This is a genomic window from uncultured Spongiibacter sp., assembly GCF_964011655.1.
Taxonomy (GTDB): Bacteria; Pseudomonadota; Gammaproteobacteria; order Pseudomonadales; family Spongiibacteraceae; genus Spongiibacter; species Spongiibacter marinus.
The window spans coordinates 14,474-31,183 of sequence record NZ_CAXGPO010000009.1; the positions used below are offsets into that span (position 1 = coordinate 14,474).

At 54.7% G+C, this 16,710-nt stretch carries 11 protein-coding genes; 1 reads left to right on the top strand and 10 read right to left on the bottom strand.

Annotated elements, in window-relative coordinates; genetic code table 11:
• The 6 genes from ABNS66_RS06350 to leuC form a co-directional block, all read right to left on the bottom strand.
• Nucleotides 1-3,123: a FimV/HubP family polar landmark protein gene (locus tag ABNS66_RS06350; RefSeq protein WP_348655257.1), complete on the bottom strand. Its 3,123-nt coding sequence runs from the start codon at nucleotides 3,121-3,123 to the stop codon at nucleotides 1-3.
• A 148-nt stretch (nucleotides 3,124-3,271) separates the two neighbouring features.
• On the bottom strand, nucleotides 3,272-4,237 hold the full coding sequence (locus tag ABNS66_RS06355) for an Asd/ArgC dimerization domain-containing protein (RefSeq protein ID WP_348655258.1): 966 nt from the start codon (nucleotides 4,235-4,237) through the stop codon (nucleotides 3,272-3,274).
• Nucleotides 4,237-5,352: an aspartate-semialdehyde dehydrogenase gene (asd, locus tag ABNS66_RS06360; RefSeq protein WP_204995768.1), complete on the bottom strand. Its 1,116-nt coding sequence runs from the start codon at nucleotides 5,350-5,352 to the stop codon at nucleotides 4,237-4,239. Before asd ends, ABNS66_RS06355 begins: the two co-directional genes overlap by 1 nt.
• Before the next feature lie 86 nt (nucleotides 5,353-5,438).
• Nucleotides 5,439-6,506, bottom strand: a complete 1,068-nt coding sequence (leuB, locus tag ABNS66_RS06365) for a 3-isopropylmalate dehydrogenase (protein WP_348655283.1) — start codon at nucleotides 6,504-6,506, stop codon at nucleotides 5,439-5,441.
• Between the two features lie 63 nt (nucleotides 6,507-6,569).
• The gene (leuD, locus tag ABNS66_RS06370; RefSeq protein WP_204995769.1) at nucleotides 6,570-7,220 is read right to left on the bottom strand and encodes a 3-isopropylmalate dehydratase small subunit; all 651 of its coding nucleotides are present in this window, start codon (nucleotides 7,218-7,220) and stop codon (nucleotides 6,570-6,572) included.
• Nucleotides 7,221-7,230: 10 nt separating this feature from the next.
• Nucleotides 7,231-8,652: a 3-isopropylmalate dehydratase large subunit gene (gene leuC, locus ABNS66_RS06375; RefSeq protein ID WP_348655259.1), complete on the bottom strand. Its 1,422-nt coding sequence runs from the start codon at nucleotides 8,650-8,652 to the stop codon at nucleotides 7,231-7,233.
• Nucleotides 8,653-8,767: 115 nt separating this feature from the next.
• On the opposite strand from leuC, the gene ABNS66_RS06380 reads away from it, so the two are divergent.
• A complete protein-coding gene (locus ABNS66_RS06380) occupies nucleotides 8,768-9,652 on the top strand; it encodes a LysR family transcriptional regulator (RefSeq protein WP_348655284.1) in 885 nt (294 codons plus the stop codon).
• On the opposite strand, the gene ABNS66_RS06385 is transcribed toward ABNS66_RS06380, so the two are convergent.
• The 4 genes from ABNS66_RS06385 to ABNS66_RS06400 form a co-directional block, all read right to left on the bottom strand.
• Nucleotides 9,634-10,278: a nucleotidyltransferase family protein gene (locus ABNS66_RS06385; RefSeq protein WP_348655260.1), complete on the bottom strand. Its 645-nt coding sequence runs from the start codon at nucleotides 10,276-10,278 to the stop codon at nucleotides 9,634-9,636. The genes ABNS66_RS06380 and ABNS66_RS06385 overlap by 19 nt on opposite strands.
• Nucleotides 10,278-11,234, bottom strand: a complete 957-nt coding sequence (locus tag ABNS66_RS06390; protein ID WP_348655261.1) for an XdhC family protein — start codon at nucleotides 11,232-11,234, stop codon at nucleotides 10,278-10,280. The genes ABNS66_RS06385 and ABNS66_RS06390 overlap by 1 nt, the downstream gene beginning before the upstream one ends.
• A 115-nt stretch (nucleotides 11,235-11,349) precedes the next feature.
• Nucleotides 11,350-13,950: a TonB-dependent receptor gene (locus ABNS66_RS06395; RefSeq protein ID WP_348655262.1), complete on the bottom strand. Its 2,601-nt coding sequence runs from the start codon at nucleotides 13,948-13,950 to the stop codon at nucleotides 11,350-11,352.
• Between the two features lie 241 nt (nucleotides 13,951-14,191).
• Nucleotides 14,192-16,564, bottom strand: a complete 2,373-nt coding sequence (locus ABNS66_RS06400; RefSeq protein WP_286695731.1) for a TonB-dependent receptor — start codon at nucleotides 16,562-16,564, stop codon at nucleotides 14,192-14,194.
• Nucleotides 16,565-16,710: the final 146 nt, after the last annotated feature.

Below are 16,710 nucleotides of genomic sequence, written 5' to 3' on the forward strand. Positions count from 1 at the left end.
TTACTTCAACTGCTCCATTAATGCCTGGGCTGCCTCTTTCTGTTCGTCGCTACCCGCCTCCAGCACTTCATTAATAATATCCCGGGCACCGTCTTCGTCGCCCATGTCGATAAACGCGCGGGCGAGATCCAGCTTGTTCGAAATATCATCACTGTCTGACAACTCAGGCATATCCTCCTCGGCCGAATCAGCAGAGAATTCATCAAAAACCAAGTCATCTAAATTCAGCGCACCGACCTCGTCGGCGTCACCCTGAGCTTCGTCGAGCGCCACGCCATCGGTTGACGTTAGCGGCTCCTGATCAGCATCGGCATCGGCGGCATCGACCACGGTTTCAATGGCCTGGTCCTCGGTGTCTGCCCCGGCATCCTCAGCCAGCGACAAACCCTCTACCTCGGCATCCAGGTCCGCCAATGCGGCGTCGAGATCATCCAATTCAGACAATTCCTCTGCCGCCGCCTCCGGCTGGGGCTCGCTGTCGTCGGTGCTCAACATTGACTCACCGAGGTCACTGTCTTCTAGACGAAAGTCAAAGTCGCTGAGGTCTGCACCAAGATCATTACCTTCTGCAACCGTGTCGCTCTCTGCAACGGCATCATCGCCAACGGATAATTCGCTCAGGTCGAGATCAGCGTCACCGAGCTCGTCCAGGGCTTCAAAGCTACCGTCGTCCAGCTCCAGATCGCTGCCTTCTGTCGACAATGCATCCAATTCCAACTCGTCATCACGACCATCGACGTCGAGGCTATCATCGGAAGCAAAATCAAAGTCCTCAAGCCCTTCCAAAACCGGCTCGTCGGCTGCCGTTTCGCTGCCAGTGCTGGAATCATCGTCCAGAGAAAGCGCCTCAGCACCCGCCGCCGAATTCGGGTCAGCTTCTGGCATCGGCGTAGCGTCCACCTCTTCGTCTAGGGCTTCGCTGCCATCATCTTCGTGCTGATCTTCTCCGTCCAGAAAAGCCAACTCTTCATCCAGGTTATCGAGAGACTCCAGCTCTTCGGCCACCGCAGACGACGGCTCATCACTTAACCAACCGCTAACACCCTCGATAGCAGACATCGACTCTTTAACGCGCGCCAGCGCATCGGCATCGCCATGCATTTCTAGCTGCTGATAGGCCTCAAGAAAGGCCTCCCGGTCGCGCGTATCCAGATAGATATCAAGCAACTTAACACGCAGCTCGGTGTTTTCCGGCTCGTTGGCAATAGCAGTCTTCAGTAAGCTCGCCGCCTGATCGTAACGGCCATAAGCCACATAAATTTCAGCCTCTGAAATCGCGTCGCCGGTCTGCGGCTGAACCGCCTCTTCCACCGACTCTTCCGCTGATTCGCTGCTGGGCTGCTCAGAGAAGTCATCGTTTAAACTGTGGAAATCGAAATCACCGGCAATCTCTTCGGCCGCGGCGTCAGCTTCAGCGCTCGGCTCATCAAGCTCATCGACAGGCGCTAGTTCGTCAGCCGAGGGCGCATCCAGATTATTGAGCGCTCCGGCATCGGCAAGTGGTGGTTCGATTTGTGGCTCTGCATCATCGTTGGCGCCAGCTCGGCGACGCACCAACAATAGAAGCAGTAGCAATACACCCAGCCCTGCGGCGGCGTATTGGTATAGCGGCACTAAGTACCACGGCGTCTCTGCCGGCGCTGGCAAGCGCTCCTGCTCGCTAGACATTGGGGGCACTGACTCTGCAGCTTCGCTCGCTACGTCGTCGGCATCAGCGGCAGGTTCGGCGTCACCACCCTCTTCATTCGCATTCGGGGCAGTCGCATTCAGGGCATTACGCGCCGCCGCCGTAATCTCAGCTTCGCGCTCTTCCAAAGCACGCTGGTCTTCCTCGAGGCTGGCTTCTACCTCGGCAATTTCCGCTGAGATGGCGTTAGCTTCCTCTGCCGCATCGGCAGAGTTGGCCGCCAGGCCAGCCTGCAGCGCGGCCAACTCGCGGTTTTTGAGTGCGATCAACTTTTGCAAGGTATCAACTTGCTTCTCCATTTCTCGCACACGGCTCGCCATGGAGGCATTCTCAAGCTGTACTTGTTCGAGCACTTCTTGCTCTTCGCTCAGTCGGCGACGCAGCTCATCAACCTCTTCACTTGACGCGGTGTCACCCGCACTGCCAATACTGAAGCGCACATCATCACTGGTCGCGGAAGCAACCGGCGCTTGTTCTGCCTTTTTTGTTGCGTCGAGTTGAGGTGCCTTTTGCTCGGACGCGGCACCCGCGTCTACGGAAACCGCACTGGAAGTCCGGCGTTGTCGCCAATCTTTCGCTTGCTGCCTAATTGTCTGAAGCGCTGTTTCATGATCGAGCGCGTTAATCTCATCCTCACTGGGGATCTCGAGAACATAACCCGACTTAACGCGGTTGATATTATTACCAATGAAGGCTTCAGGATTTTTGCGCAGCAGCGCGATCATGGTTTGTTCGGTTGTTACAAAGGCGCTGGGTCGAAGCTTTGCCGCCCCCTGCCACATCGTATCGTGATGTTGCACGCGGTATTGCCCGTCTTGATCACTCGACGGCAGATCGGTCTTTTTTTCCAGCGGCCGCGGCTGCAGGGCCTTTGCAGAATCATCCTGAACTGACGACACTGGAACCGGTGGCGCCACGCTAACGCTACCGCGCGAGCCGCCGGGCTCCCGCTCAGCGACAGAGGAAGACGGCTGCGCCGGTGAGGGTGAGACATTGGACACCGGCACCCGTGCAGCTTGGGTGGGAGCGGGATCAGATTCAAAAACGGGCAAATCCAACAGCACCGTGTATTCACGGAGCATGCGACCGTTTGGCCAGCGAACTTCAATAATGAAATCTAAATAGGGTTCAACAACGGGCTGGGTTGTGGTGACAATAATTCGGCCGCGGCCGTTTTCACCCACCTCGACAATAAAATCCAAACTATTGAGAAATTGTGTGCGATCAATGCCTGCATTGTCGAAAGCCGACGCGTCAGCAAGATCAACGCGCAACTGAGCAGCCTCCAAACCCTCGGCCTCGCGCAGTGGAATAAAGGCTTTAAACGGCTGGTTCAGGGAGGACGCCAGGGCGATGTCCCCTACCCCGAGGGCGCTCACAAAACCGCTTTGAATGACGCCCACCAATACTGCTACACGGGCCAGACTCTTGCTCATATTTCCACCGTCTCGTTGCTGCACCGCGTCTGTCGATCCCGAAACGAGGCGCAGCGCGGCGTGAATATCGAATAGCTTCGCAGTGTGGACCGCAAACTACAGGCGTTGTTATCTAGAATTATTCTTCGATAGTAAGCGTAAATATTAGCTATGTGTCGGTTTTTATCAAGATTTTAAGCGCTTCAATAATGTTAAGTGCGGCACCTTTACGCAAATTGTCTGCCACAATGGCTGCGCGCAAAACACGTTCGTCGCGACGATCGACAGCCCACTCAGCAATATCTATCGTTTCACTGCCCTGTAGACCCGCCGGACTCGCCAGTGCTTCCGCGTTGCCATCACGCAAACGGAACACATCGCTTGCCAGCAGCTGCTCGCGCCATTGCGCGGCAGCCACAGCGTCACCAAACTCCGCTCGCAGCAGCGTGCAATGGCCGTAAAACACCGGCGCCAACATAGCCTGACAGTGAACCTGCGCGAATTCATCCCGCCCCTGTGTCAGCAGGGTAGCCAGATTATGCTCAATATCTGCACTATTATCGGCAGTTAGCGGCAAAACATTAAAGGCAATCTGTGCTGGCAGCTGACTGGACTCAAGCGACTGCGCATTCAGCAGGCGCGCCGTTTCTGCCGCGAGGGTCTCAACACCATTGCTGCCCGCACTCGACACGGGTTGCGCGACCGCCAAGTCGATACGCTGCGGTGTCGGCAGCTGCGCAAGCAAAGCGTACACATGACTACTCACCGCATCGGCAATCGCGACACTTTTTGCCCCATCAGCCAACTCGCTGCCCGCACAAAATACGGGCACGTCACCGCGCTGAGACAACACATTGGCGGCATCAACGACCACGCAGCCCTCACACTCTGCGGCATCAACCAACTGCGGCAAGGGCTTGCCAGGCATAAATACCGCAACGTCCACAGCACTGAAATCCACCTCTTCCAGAGGCCGGAAATCCAGCGGACGTCCACGATACATTGCCGGCTCAGCGTCATAAGCGGCAGCGCTGTATAGCCGCAGCGTTGTTGGCGCAGCCTCCCATTCACTGAGCGCTTCCAGGAGGTGCTTTCCCTCCAGGCTATCGGCGGCAAAAATGGCGTAGTGGGTCATTAGGCAATATCACCTCGGATAATGCGCAACATCCGGCGCAAGGGCTCAGCAGCACCCCACAGCAATTGGTCGCCAACCGTGAAAGCCGAGAGGTATTGCTCGCCCATATTCAGTTTTCGCAAACGACCAACGGGTACACCCAATGTACCGGTCACTGCCGTTGGGGTTAGCCGCTCAAGTGTTGCATTGCGCTCGTTGGGAACCACATCCACCCAGTCATTGGCACTGGCAAGGATGGATTCAATGTCACCCATCGGTACATTTTTGTTCAACTTGATGGTTAGTGCCTGGCTGTGACAGCGCATTGCACCAACGCGCACACAGTTGCCGTCAATCGCAATCGGCGAGTCGTCGCGACCCAGAATTTTGTTTGTCTCAGCTTGCCCTTTCCATTCTTCACGGCTTTGACCGTTCTCAAGCTGGGTGTCAATCCAAGGCAACAGGCTGCCGGCCAGCGCGTGCCCAAATTCCTGAGTTGGGAAAGCATCACCGCGCATTGCCTCGGCCACCTTGCGATCAATATCCAGGATATTGCTGCGTGCATCAGCCAATTCCGGCGCCACCGCGTCGCGAATACTCCCCATTTGTGAGATCAGCTCACGCATATTTTTGGCACCGGCGCCGCTAGCCGCCTGGTAGGTTTGCGCACTCACCCACTCAACCATGCCCTCGCGGAACAGACCGCCAACGGCCATCAGCATCAAACTTACGGTGCAGTTGCCGCCGATGTAGTTTTTAACGCCGCGCTGCAGGCCCTGCTTAACCACGTCGAGGTTAACCGGATCCAGTACGATGATGGCATCATCGCTCATACGCAGTGACGATGCCGCATCAATCCAGTAACCCTGCCAACCGCTGGCGCGCAGGTCGGCGAATACCGCCTTCGTGTAATCACCACCCTGACAGGAAATAATCGCGTCCATGGCAGCGAGTTCAGTGATGTCGTGCGCATCCTTCAACGGCGCGATATCGCGACCGATGTCCGGGCCCTGCCCACCGACATTTGAGGTGGTAAAAAATTGTGGCTCGATACCATCAAAGTCGTTTTCTTCAAGCATGCGACCCATCAATACTGAGCCCACCATGCCTCTCCAACCAACAAAACCTACTTTCATTACTCATTCCTCCTTTCCTGCATGGCGACCAACCCACTCACAGGCCGGCGCCCCATTAGCCGCCGCAGGCGGCCAACGACGAGTGTTTACACTTCCGATAAAGCAGCCAAAACGGCATCGCCCATCTGCGCGGTACCCACCTTCTGGCAACCCTCAGAGTAGATATCCGCGGTACGAAGCCCCTTATCCAATACACGGCTTACCGCGTCTTCAATGCACTGCGCAGCATCGGGCTCAGACAGGGAGTAGCGCAACATCATTGCCACCGACAGAATGGTCGCCAGCGGATTCGCAATACCCTGCCCGGCAATATCGGGCGCGCTGCCGTGACAGGGCTCATACATGCCGCGGCCATTCACATCTAGTGACGCCGAAGGCAGCATGCCAATTGATCCGGTCAACATCGCTGCGGCGTCAGAGAGAATATCGCCAAACATATTGCCGGTAACGACAACGTCAAATTGCTTCGGTGCGCGCACCAACTGCATGGCGGCGTTATCCACGTACATATGGCTGAGTTCGACATCCGGATAGTCTTTCGCCATCTCGTCGACGACTTCGCGCCACAGCATGGTCACTTCCAGCACGTTGGCCTTGTCAACACTGCACAGACGCCCACCGCGTTTTTGCGCCAACTCAAAGGCCACCTTGGCGATCCGGCGGATTTGCGATTCGTTGTAAACGTAGGTGTTGTAACCTTCGCGCTCACCATTGTCGAGCTCGCGAATGCCGCGTGGCTGACCGAAGTAAATACCGCCCGTCAACTCACGTACAATCAGTATATCCAAGCCGGCAACCAGCTCTGGCTTCAGCGAAGACGCATCGGCTAACTGCGGATAAAGAATGGCGGGACGCAAATTGCCAAACAAATCCAAGCGCTTGCGAATCTCCAGCAGGCCACCCTTTTCTGGGCGCTCTGCGGGGGGCAACTGATCCCACTTAGGTCCGCCTACAGCCCCCAGCAAAATAGCGTCAGCTGCCTGGCATTTCTCGAAGGTTTCATCCGGCAGTGCCGTGCCCACCGCGTCGATAGCGGCGCCGCCAAGCAGCGCATCGTCTAGCGACAAATTAAGTTGGTGAGAGTGATTGATCGCTTCCAAGACCTTGCGGGCCTCGGCCATAATTTCCGGACCGATACCATCGCCGGCCAACATCAATACTTTGCGAGCAGTTTTTTCAGACACGTTTCTATTCCCGTATGTAGTTTGTCAGTATGTTTACGCGCGATGCTCGCGGAACAACCAAGGCGATTTTTGCTGCCAGTTTTTTTCAAAGTCGCGGATAGCATCGGCATCCTGCAGGGTTAAGCCGATATCATCCAGACCATTGATCAGGCAATGCTTGCGAAAGGCATCAACGTCGAAGGTTATGACGTCACCTGCTGGCGTGGTAATCGTCTGCGCGGGCAGGTCAACCAATAAGCGATAGCCCTCTGAGCTGTACATCTCATTGAACAAATTATCGACAACATCCGCTGGCAGCACTATCGGCAAGATGCCATTTTTAAAGCAGTTGTTAAAAAAGATATCGGCAAAACTCGGCGCAATAACGCAACGAAAGCCGTAATCCTCCAATGCCCAGGGAGCGTGCTCGCGGCTTGAACCGCAACCAAAATTTTCCCTCGCTAACAACACTGAAGCGCCCTGGTAACGGGCGTGATTGAGCGGAAAATCCGGGTTGATTGGGCGCTGGCTGCAGTCTTCGCCCGGGCGCCCTTCGTCCAGGTAACGCAGCTCGTCGAACAAATTTGGCCCAAAGCCACTGCGCTTAATCGACTTCAGGAACTGCTTGGGAATGATCATATCCGTGTCGACATTCGCGCGATCCATTGGCGCCGCGAGTCCGTCTAATTGGGTAAACGCTTTCATTGTTTGCTCCTTATATCCACTCGCGCACGTCGACGAAATGCCCTGCAATAGCCGCTGCTGCCGCCATCGCCGGACTCACCAAATGCGTTCGACCACCAAAGCCCTGACGCCCCTCAAAATTTCGGTTAGACGTTGAGGCACAATGCTCACCCGCTCCGAGCTTATCGGCGTTCATTGCCAAACACATAGAGCAACCTGGCTCACGCCACTGCAGCCCCGCCTCAGTGAAGATTTTATCCAGCCCCTCTGCTTCGGCTTGTTTTTTGACCAGGCCTGAACCGGGAACAACCAGCGCTTCTTTCAAACTCTCGGCCACTTTTTTGCCTTTCACTACCGCAGCGGCCTCGCGAAGATCTTCAATACGAGAGTTGGTGCAGGAACCAATAAACACCCGATCGAGGGTGATATCGGTAATGGCTTGCCCCGCGCTAAGCCCCATATAAGTCAGCGCACGCTCACAAGCACTGCGCTGGACAGGGTCGCTAAAGTCATTGGGAGCGGGGACTACCGCACCGACTGCCGCCACCATCTCCGGGCTGGTACCCCAGGTCACTTGTGGCTCGATACTGCTGCCGTCAAGCTCAACCACCGCATCAAAATGAGCATCGGGGTCACTGTGCAGTGTTTGCCAGTAACTTACCGCCTGCTCCCACTCTTGCTCATTGGGGGCAAACGGCCGACCTTTTACATAGTCGATGGTCGTTTCGTCCACGGCAACCATACCCACACGCGCACCGGCCTCTATGGCCATATTACAAATGGTCATGCGGCCTTCCATCGACATGTCGCGGATCACTTGTCCACCAAATTCAATGGCATATCCTGTGCCGCCAGCGGTGCCGATTTTTCCAATTACGGCAAGGACGACATCTTTGGCGGTAACACCGGCGCCGAGCTTGCCATCGATGCGCACCAACATGTTTTTGCTCTTCTTCTGGATCAGGCACTGGGTCGCCAATACATGCTCGACCTCAGAGGTGCCAATACCGTGGGCCAGCGCGCCCAGCGCGCCGTGGGTTGCGGTATGCGAGTCACCGCAGACCACTGTCATACCCGGCAGCGTTGCCCCCTGCTCTGGACCGACAACATGAACAATCCCCTGCCGCTCATCGTTGATCGAGAACTCAGTGATCCCGAACTCATCGCAGTTATCATCAAGTGTTTGAACCTGGATACGCGATATTTCATCTTGGATACCGCTCACACCCGCACTGCGCTCAGCGAGGACCGTGGGCACATTGTGATCCGGTGTTGCGATATTCGCACTCACGCGCCAGGGCTGACGCCCGGCAAGCCTAAGGCCTTCAAATGCTTGCGGCGATGTCACCTCGTGGACAAGCTGGCGATCAATATAGATCAAGGCCGTACCGTCATCGCGCTCTTTTACCAGATGCGCGGCCCATAATTTGTCGTAAAGCGTTTGTGAAGCCATGAATGATCCCCCAGTCTCCTCTCATTGCAGGCAATTTTACGCAGCCACATAAAATAAAACAAATTCATATTTTTTATTATTTCAATTCCAAAAAGGAATGAATAAACTTGCTTCCATGGACACACAATCACTACAAGCGTTTCTATGTGTTGCCGAATGCAGCTCATTCTCAGGCGCGGCGGAGCAGCTCCACCTCACCCAACCCGCAATCAGCAAGCGTATTGCCACACTGGAAAAGCAGCTCAATACCAAGCTATTTGACCGCATTGGCCGGCATATTCACCTTACCGAAGCCGGTCGCGCACTGCTGCCGGAAGCGCAGCGCATTCTTCAAGACATCCGCGAAGCCCGTCGACGCATCGACGACCTTCGCGGCAGCGTATCGGGCCGCCTGTCGATGGGCATCAGCCACCACATTGGGCTACACCGCCTGCCTCCGGTATTGCGGGAATTCAGCCAACGATACCCAGATGTCCAGCTGGATATCGACTTTATGGATTCAGAGCAGGCCCACCACCGCATCCTCCACGGCGAGATGGATTTGGCAGTGATCACCCTATCGCCAAGCCAGGAGGAACATTTAAGCTTCCTGCCGGTGTGGCAAGACCAGCTCACCGTGGCGGTCGCGAACGACCACCCACTGAGTAACGCCGGCGTGGTAACCGCCAAGATGTTAAGCCAACACACCGCCCTGCCACCCGGACTGAACACCTATACTGGGCAAATTATCAAACGTCTTTTCGATGAGGCCGGGCTGGAAATGAATATTGGTATGTCCACCAACTACCTTGAGACCATCAAGGTCATGGTGAGCATCGGTTTAGGTTGGAGCATCCTGCCGCAAACCCTTCTGGACGACAGTGTTACCGCCCTGGAACTGAAGAACATGCAACTGAGTCGCACCCTGGGCTGCGTACACCACCGCAACCGCAGTCTGTCGAATGCATCGCGCGCCTTCATAGACCTTTTACCAAATATTGATCACGGCGGCGTGAAGTGAGGAGCCAAGGCCAGCAATTGCTCTGGCGTATCCACGTCGCTGTAAATACCCGGGTCACTGACGTCGATAAACCGACGCGTCGACGCTGGATCTTGGATTACTCCCTTCCCGCCCTGCTCGCCCATTACCGCACATAGCGCCGGCCAATATTTTCTACCAAAGGCCACCGGGTGACCGACCCGCCCTTGACAGCGTGGCACGACAATATCGTCCGCAGAGGCAGCGTTAATCAGCTGAGAAATCGTGGTAATTCGCAGCAGCGGCAAATCTGCCGGCATGATTAATACCGCCTCAGGCAAGCTCGGCGGCAACGCGTGAGAGCGCAACTGCTCTTCGGTGCAGTCGAAGTGCTGCAACAACGCGCGCATACCCTCGGCCAAGGAGAAGCCCATGCCTTCTTCCGCTCGGCGTGCATAGAAACACGGCGCATCGAGCTTTGCCGCAACGTTATTGTGGCGGTCGGACTCACTCAACACGGCGAAAGCCTGCGCTCCCGCCTTGCCAGCCCGCCGGATTAAGGCAGGCAGCATCTCACCACCTTTGGGAAGCGGCGTGAATCGCTTGTCCTGTTCGCCAAAGCGACGACTGCGGCCAGCGGCCAACAACAATAACGGCAACACCGCCATTACACAGCCCGTTTACCACTGCGCAACTGGGTTAACTCTGCCATGACCGCCACAGCGATTTCCATCGCCGACTTACTGCCAATGGGCAAACCCACCGGAGCGTGAAGGCGATCAATTTGCTCGGCACTTAAGTCGAGCTGAAGCAGGCGTTGGCGGCGCTTTTCAGACGTTCGCAATGAACCCAAGGCGCCGACGTAGTAGCAGTTTTCGCACAAGGCCTGCATCAAGGCCATATCGTCGATACGCGGGTCGTGGGTTAGGGTAATGACGATGCTATGCGCATCTGCGGCATGTTCTGCCACCACGTCATCGGGCATGCCTGGCAACACCGTAACCGCAGGCAAGGACCAGCGCTGTCGCCGGTCATCGCGCGGGTCACACACGAGCACGCGATAATCCATCGCCAAGGCAAGCTCCGCAATGCAGCGAGCCAGCTCGTTAGCCCCAACCAGTAATAGCTGAAAGCGGGGGCCAAAATCCTGCTGCAAGGTCGTCTCGCTAAGGCTCAACGCCTGGCAGTGTTCCAAGCCTTGCAGAGACCAATCCCCGCTTTGCAAATCAACCTGCCTACGCATCGCCCTGCGCTCATCCAAGGCGAGCAAAAGGCGGCGAATATCTGCTAAGTGGCTGGCGGTAAGCGGCTCGATGAAAATTTTCATGCGGCCGCCACAAGGCAGCCCAAAGCGCTCGTTCTCCTCTGGGCTGACACCATATTCCAGCAACTCACAGTGAGTGGCGGCGAGTTGCCCGGATGCCAGCTTCTCCAGGAGATCATCCTCTATACACCCACCGGACAGCGAACCTGTTAACGCGCCGTCAGCGGCCAGAAACGCCATCGCCCCGAGCGGCCTGGGCGACGCGCCAAATGTCGCTGCTATCGTACATAGCCAGCCGCCCTGCCCCTCGTCAACGGCGCTAGCCGCAGCAGCCAAAACCAGTTGATCGGTATTTTTCAAATGCCATCCCCAGATTTATACAACCCTAAACATCCCCAACATTATGAAACCAGCCATTTAAAAAAGGCAAAAAAAACGCCGCATAAAGCGGCGTTTATAGCGTACTACCGACGGATCAATACCAGCGGTAAGTACCCTGAATAGCAAAGCTACGTGGCGGCTCAACGAAACCGTAGTGGCCCGTGCTACCGAAGATGCTGTTCGCCAGCGGCGTGTCGTTGGAGTAAGAAATTACCGTTTCATCGGTTAAGTTCTTAGCCAGTAACGCTACTTCCCATCCAGCAGATACATCTGACAAACCCAGACGCAGGTTAGTCTTCACGTAGGCATCCTGCTCCTGGCTTGGATCGAGGTTTTGCGACGAGTTGTAGTCACCAGTGAAGACGAAGTCCGCACCACCGCGGAATTCGATATCACTGGTCAGCATCGTGGTGTATACAAAGGTCAAGTTACCAGAGTAATCAGCTACGTACTGGTTGGTCTTACCTTTGTAATCACAATAAGCAATCCCTTCAGCAGTCACCGTATCTGGCGTCTGTCCTTGATAGCACTGACCGTTTTCATAGTCGGTAAATTCAAAGTCAAGGAAGGCCAGAGCACCGGTCATCATCAGGTTTTCAGTTAATGCGATACGGCCATCAAGCTCGATACCCATAGTCGTCGCAGCACCGGCATTACCCACATTGAAGCCGAGCGTACCATCAAAGATACTTACCTGAAGGTCGTCGTACTCAGTGTAAAACGCCGCGATGTTCAACTCAGCAGCGCCATCCAGCAGCGTTGTTTTCGCACCGATTTCCAAGCTCGTCGCCTGCTCTTCTTCATACTCAAAGCTACCAACAATAACCACTGGATCGCCGTTATCTAAGTTCTGTAGCGGACGAATCTGATTGGTTGCCGGAGACGCATTGGAGCGCGCATCGTAACCACCTGATTTGTAACCACGCGACAATGTACCGTAGAGCATCGCGTCATCGTTCACATCGTACTGCAGGTTCAACGACGGCGAGATATTTTCCTCGGTACGTGAGCCACTCAAGTCGTGACGCTCAGCGGAGAAGTTCTTCGCCACAACGGTGTCGATCTCACCCTCATCTGGGCGCTCACCCGTCGCACGGTTAACGAAGTCTAACTTACGGCTACCATCTTTAGTCTCATGCGAATACCGCAGCCCTATGGTTGCTCGGAACAAGTCTGTAACGTTCCACGTTGTTTGCAGGAAAGCCGAGAACAGCTCTGTCTCCGTAGTGAAGTAACGGGGGGTGCCCAAGTCGCGAATTGCATCCCCTGCATCACCGAAACCACCCAAATCCAGCGCGTTAAGCAAACCGGCGTCAGCTGCGGGCTGCAAAAGTGCTTCAAGGGGGGTTCCAGCGAAAAGGCCCAAAGCCACATTATCCAGAGGGCCGCCTTCAATATCACCCGGTGGGCGTTCACCGCGAGCACCCGCTTCTTGAATATCCGCAGCATTCAACAACCCGGGCAGGATATCACTGTCTACACGGATGCTATCAAAGAACTCAAGCTCACTCTTTTGATAGAAACCACCGGCGATAAATTCAAAGGTTTCACCGACAGGCGATACCCAACGAAATTCCTGGCTGAACTGGTCGTAGTTTTCTTCAGCGCCCACACTGAATACTGGCGCGCCAGTGAAGTCACAGTCACACAGCTCTTCGGTATCGTACCCCAGCAATCCAGTGATAAAAGTAAACTGGTGGCCTTCGCGATAATAATCAACGTTCAGCGTGATGTTCTGCGTGTCGTTGTAGCTGTAGTCACCGTTCGACGAACGCTTAAAGTCCTGTTTGTTGTTCAGTACAGAAGAGTCCGCATCAACAGAGGCCAATACAATGGGGCCGGCTGCAACTTCAGTGAAGTCAAGAATCTCGGCGTAGGTGCGGCCGTTGAACGAGCCTGTGCTTGAGGTTGACGGCTGATCATTGATGATTTCGATCTGGCGGCCATCAACATCAAACTTACCTACTTCCAATTTCAAGGCTGCAACCAAGTTTTCCGTCGCATCCCATTCAAAGATTGCCCGAATGGTCCCCTCGTCGCGCGTTGGCTCGTCGCGATTCAAGGTCAGGTTTTCCATGTGACCGTCGATATCGCGCTTACGGATCGCAAGACGCGCACCCACGGTATCCGTTAACGGACCAGACAATACCAAATCGATAATTTGCTCGTTGAAGTCGGGCTCGTATGTCGCCGACACAGAGCCTTCAAACTCTTGTCCGGGACGCGCTGAAATCAAGCTTAGCGCACCAGCAATACTGTTTTTACCAAACAGGATATTTTGCGGGCCACGCAAAACTTCGACGCGGGCCAGGTCAAGAAAAGGTGCGCGCGTCAGCTGCGCACGACCGTAGCTGACACCGTCAAAATACATACCCACGGACTGTTCAAAACCCGGGTTGATACCCGAGCCGATACCGCGAATATAGATGTTTGTGCCGATACCCGTCTCTGACATTGTCAGGTTGGGTACGTATGCTTGCAGGTCTTCAACTTTGGCGATACCCGCCTCAGCCATTTTGTCGCCGCTCACAGCGTTCACGGATACCGGAACATCCTGCAAGCTTTCTGCCCGCAGTGTTGCAGTAACAATAACTTCTTCCAAAGCGGGTGCTGCAAACAGCGGTGTTGCTGCTACAGAAACCGCCGCTGCCAGCGCCGAGCGCCGAAATCGTGCTAATGATTTATTCAAGGTCATATGACCTCCAGATGCCTTGTTTTATTATGACTGACCCCACTGGCGCGAATGCTCCAGTAATGTCCCCTCCAGGATTCCCGCGTCGCATTGCTGCGCGCAAGGTAATGTGATCGCCGACAACATATACGAAATAAGGTGTCTACGCAATGTCACGAAAGCTTATCGTTGTAGAGCATATAGCTCAAGGTTAAAAGCAAAGGCGCCGCTATAATGCGGCGCCTAAGTGTAAGCCAGCTTGTGCTTACCAGCGCCAGCTCGCTTGAACTGCTACGCTGCGTGGTCTTTCAATAAACGCATAGTGGTTAACGCTGCCGAAGCTACTGTTCGCCAACGGCGTGTCGTTGGAATACGACACCACCTCTTCGTCAGTCAGGTTTTTACCGACAAGCGCCAATTCCCAACCGTCCTTCACATCGGCGATCGCCAAGCGCATATTCACTTTCACGTAGCCGTCTTGCTCCTGGCTAGGATCGAGGTTTTGCGAGGAGTTGTAGTCATCGGTAAAGACAAAGTCAGTGGCCGCACGAAACTCCATGGCATCGCCAAAGCTATGCGTGTAGTTGAATGCCAAGTTACCTGAGTAATCGGCAACGTATTGGTTAGTCTTGCCCTTGTAGTCACAGAAGGCGACCCCATTCACGACAGAGTCTGGAGTTTGCCCTTGGAAACACTGACCGTTTTCGAACTCAGTGAATTCAAAATCAAGGAAGGCGATCGCTGCACTCATCACCAGTTCATCGGTAAGCGCAATACGGCCATCGAATTCAATACCCTGAGTTTCAGCCTTACCAGCATTGCCGACATTAAAGCCGAGGGTACCATCGAAGATACTCACCTGGAGATCGTCGTACTCAGTCATGAACACGGCAACGTTCAGCTCAGCACGCCCGTCCCAAAAACTGCTCTTGGCGCCGATTTCTAAGCTGGTTGCTTCCTCTTCGTCGTATTCAAAGGAGCCAATGATGACGCTGCCCGCAGCGTTGGGAGCAGCGCTTGGCGATGCGTTTGAGCGTGCATCAAAGCCGCCGGACTTGTAGCCGCGGCTCGCCGTTGCGTACACCATTACCTCATCGGTCGCATCAAACTGAACATTGATCGACGGGGCGAGCTGGTCAGTGTCTTGAGTGTCTTCCAAGTCATGCCGTTCAATTTTGAAAACCCCCGCTAGAACACCGTCCACCGTACCCAGTGGCCGTTCGTTGCCCTGCAGGTCAGCAACTGTCAGGCTACGCGAGCCGTCTTTTTCCTCTTCAGAATAACGCAGGCCGAAGTTGGCGCGTAAGCGATCTGTAACATTCCAGGTGGTCTGCCAGAACACTGACCACAGCTCAGCGTCTGAGCTGAAGTAGCGTGGTGTTGTGGTATTGGCAATGGAGTTACCCGCCGCTTGCGAGCCTGTTCTCAATGCTACTGCAGTGGGGATAATCGCACTATCAATCACAATGCTGTCATAGAAATCGAGCTTGCTGGTCTGATAGTACAGGCCACCAATATGCTCAAAGGTTTCCCCTACCGGTGAGGCCCAGCGAATTTCTTGGCTGTACTGCTCATAGTCCTCGCTGAACGGAACGCTAAACACATTGGCGCCAGTGAAGTCACAGTCACAGAGCTCATCAAACTCGTACTCCAATGCCGCGGTAATGAAAGTCAGCGTGCCTTCACCCAGCGCATAGTCAACGTTCAAGGTAAAATTACGCGTCCGGTTATTGCTGTAATCCCCATTCGAGGAGCGCTTGTAATCCAATCCGGTATTCAGCACCGAGGGATCCGCACCAAACTGCGCTACAAGAATTTGACTGTAGCTCGCGCCACCAAAGGCCGGATTCGTTGAGGGCTGGTCGTTCACAATTTCAATTTGGCGACCGTCAACATTGAATTTACCCAACTCGAATTTCAACATCGCCGTCAGGTCTGCACTCGCCTCCCAGTCCAAAATTGCGCGGAAAGTACTCTCATCACGAGCTGGCTCATCGCGGTTCAGGGTGAGATTTTCAATGTAGCCGTCCATCGAGCGTTTGCGCATCGCGATGCGCGCGCCCAAGGTGTCGGTAAGTGGGCCCGACAAAATAAAGTCGACAATTTGTTCTTCGTGATCCGGCTCGTACAACACCGATAGCGAGCCTTCCTGCTCGTCTCCTGGTCGCGCAGAAATCAGGCTCAGTGCGCCAGCGATACTGTTCTTTCCGTAGAGAATATTTTGCGGACCACGCAATACCTCAACACGGGCCAAATCTAGAAAGGGTGCCCGCGTTAACTGGGCTCGGCTATATGAAACGCCATCAAAATACATACCGACGGACTGTTCAAAGCCGGGGTTGATCCCAGACCCGATCCCCCGAATATAGATGTTTGTGCCAATGCCTGTCTCCGACATTGACAGGTTGGGTACATAAGCCTGCAGGTCTTCGATTTTGTCGATACCGGCTTCCTGCATTTTTTCACCACTGACCGCGTTCACCGATACCGGCACGTCTTGCAGACTCTCGGTTCGCAGGGTTGCGGTTACCAAGACCTCTTCAAGAGCTGGGGCGGCAATCGCTGACGACAGTGGACTTAACCCTGCTGTCATTGCCGCCGAAGCCAAACCAATGGAGCACACACGCATTATCTTCATGAACAGACTCTCCTAGGAGCTACTTATTGTTTTAAACATAACCTTACGCACTTTTTGTCGCGCACGATCATGTCCCGATGAAGTCTATATAGTCGAATATAGCTGTCTAATGTGGGATTTACCTATTCGTTAGCGTGAATAGTAGT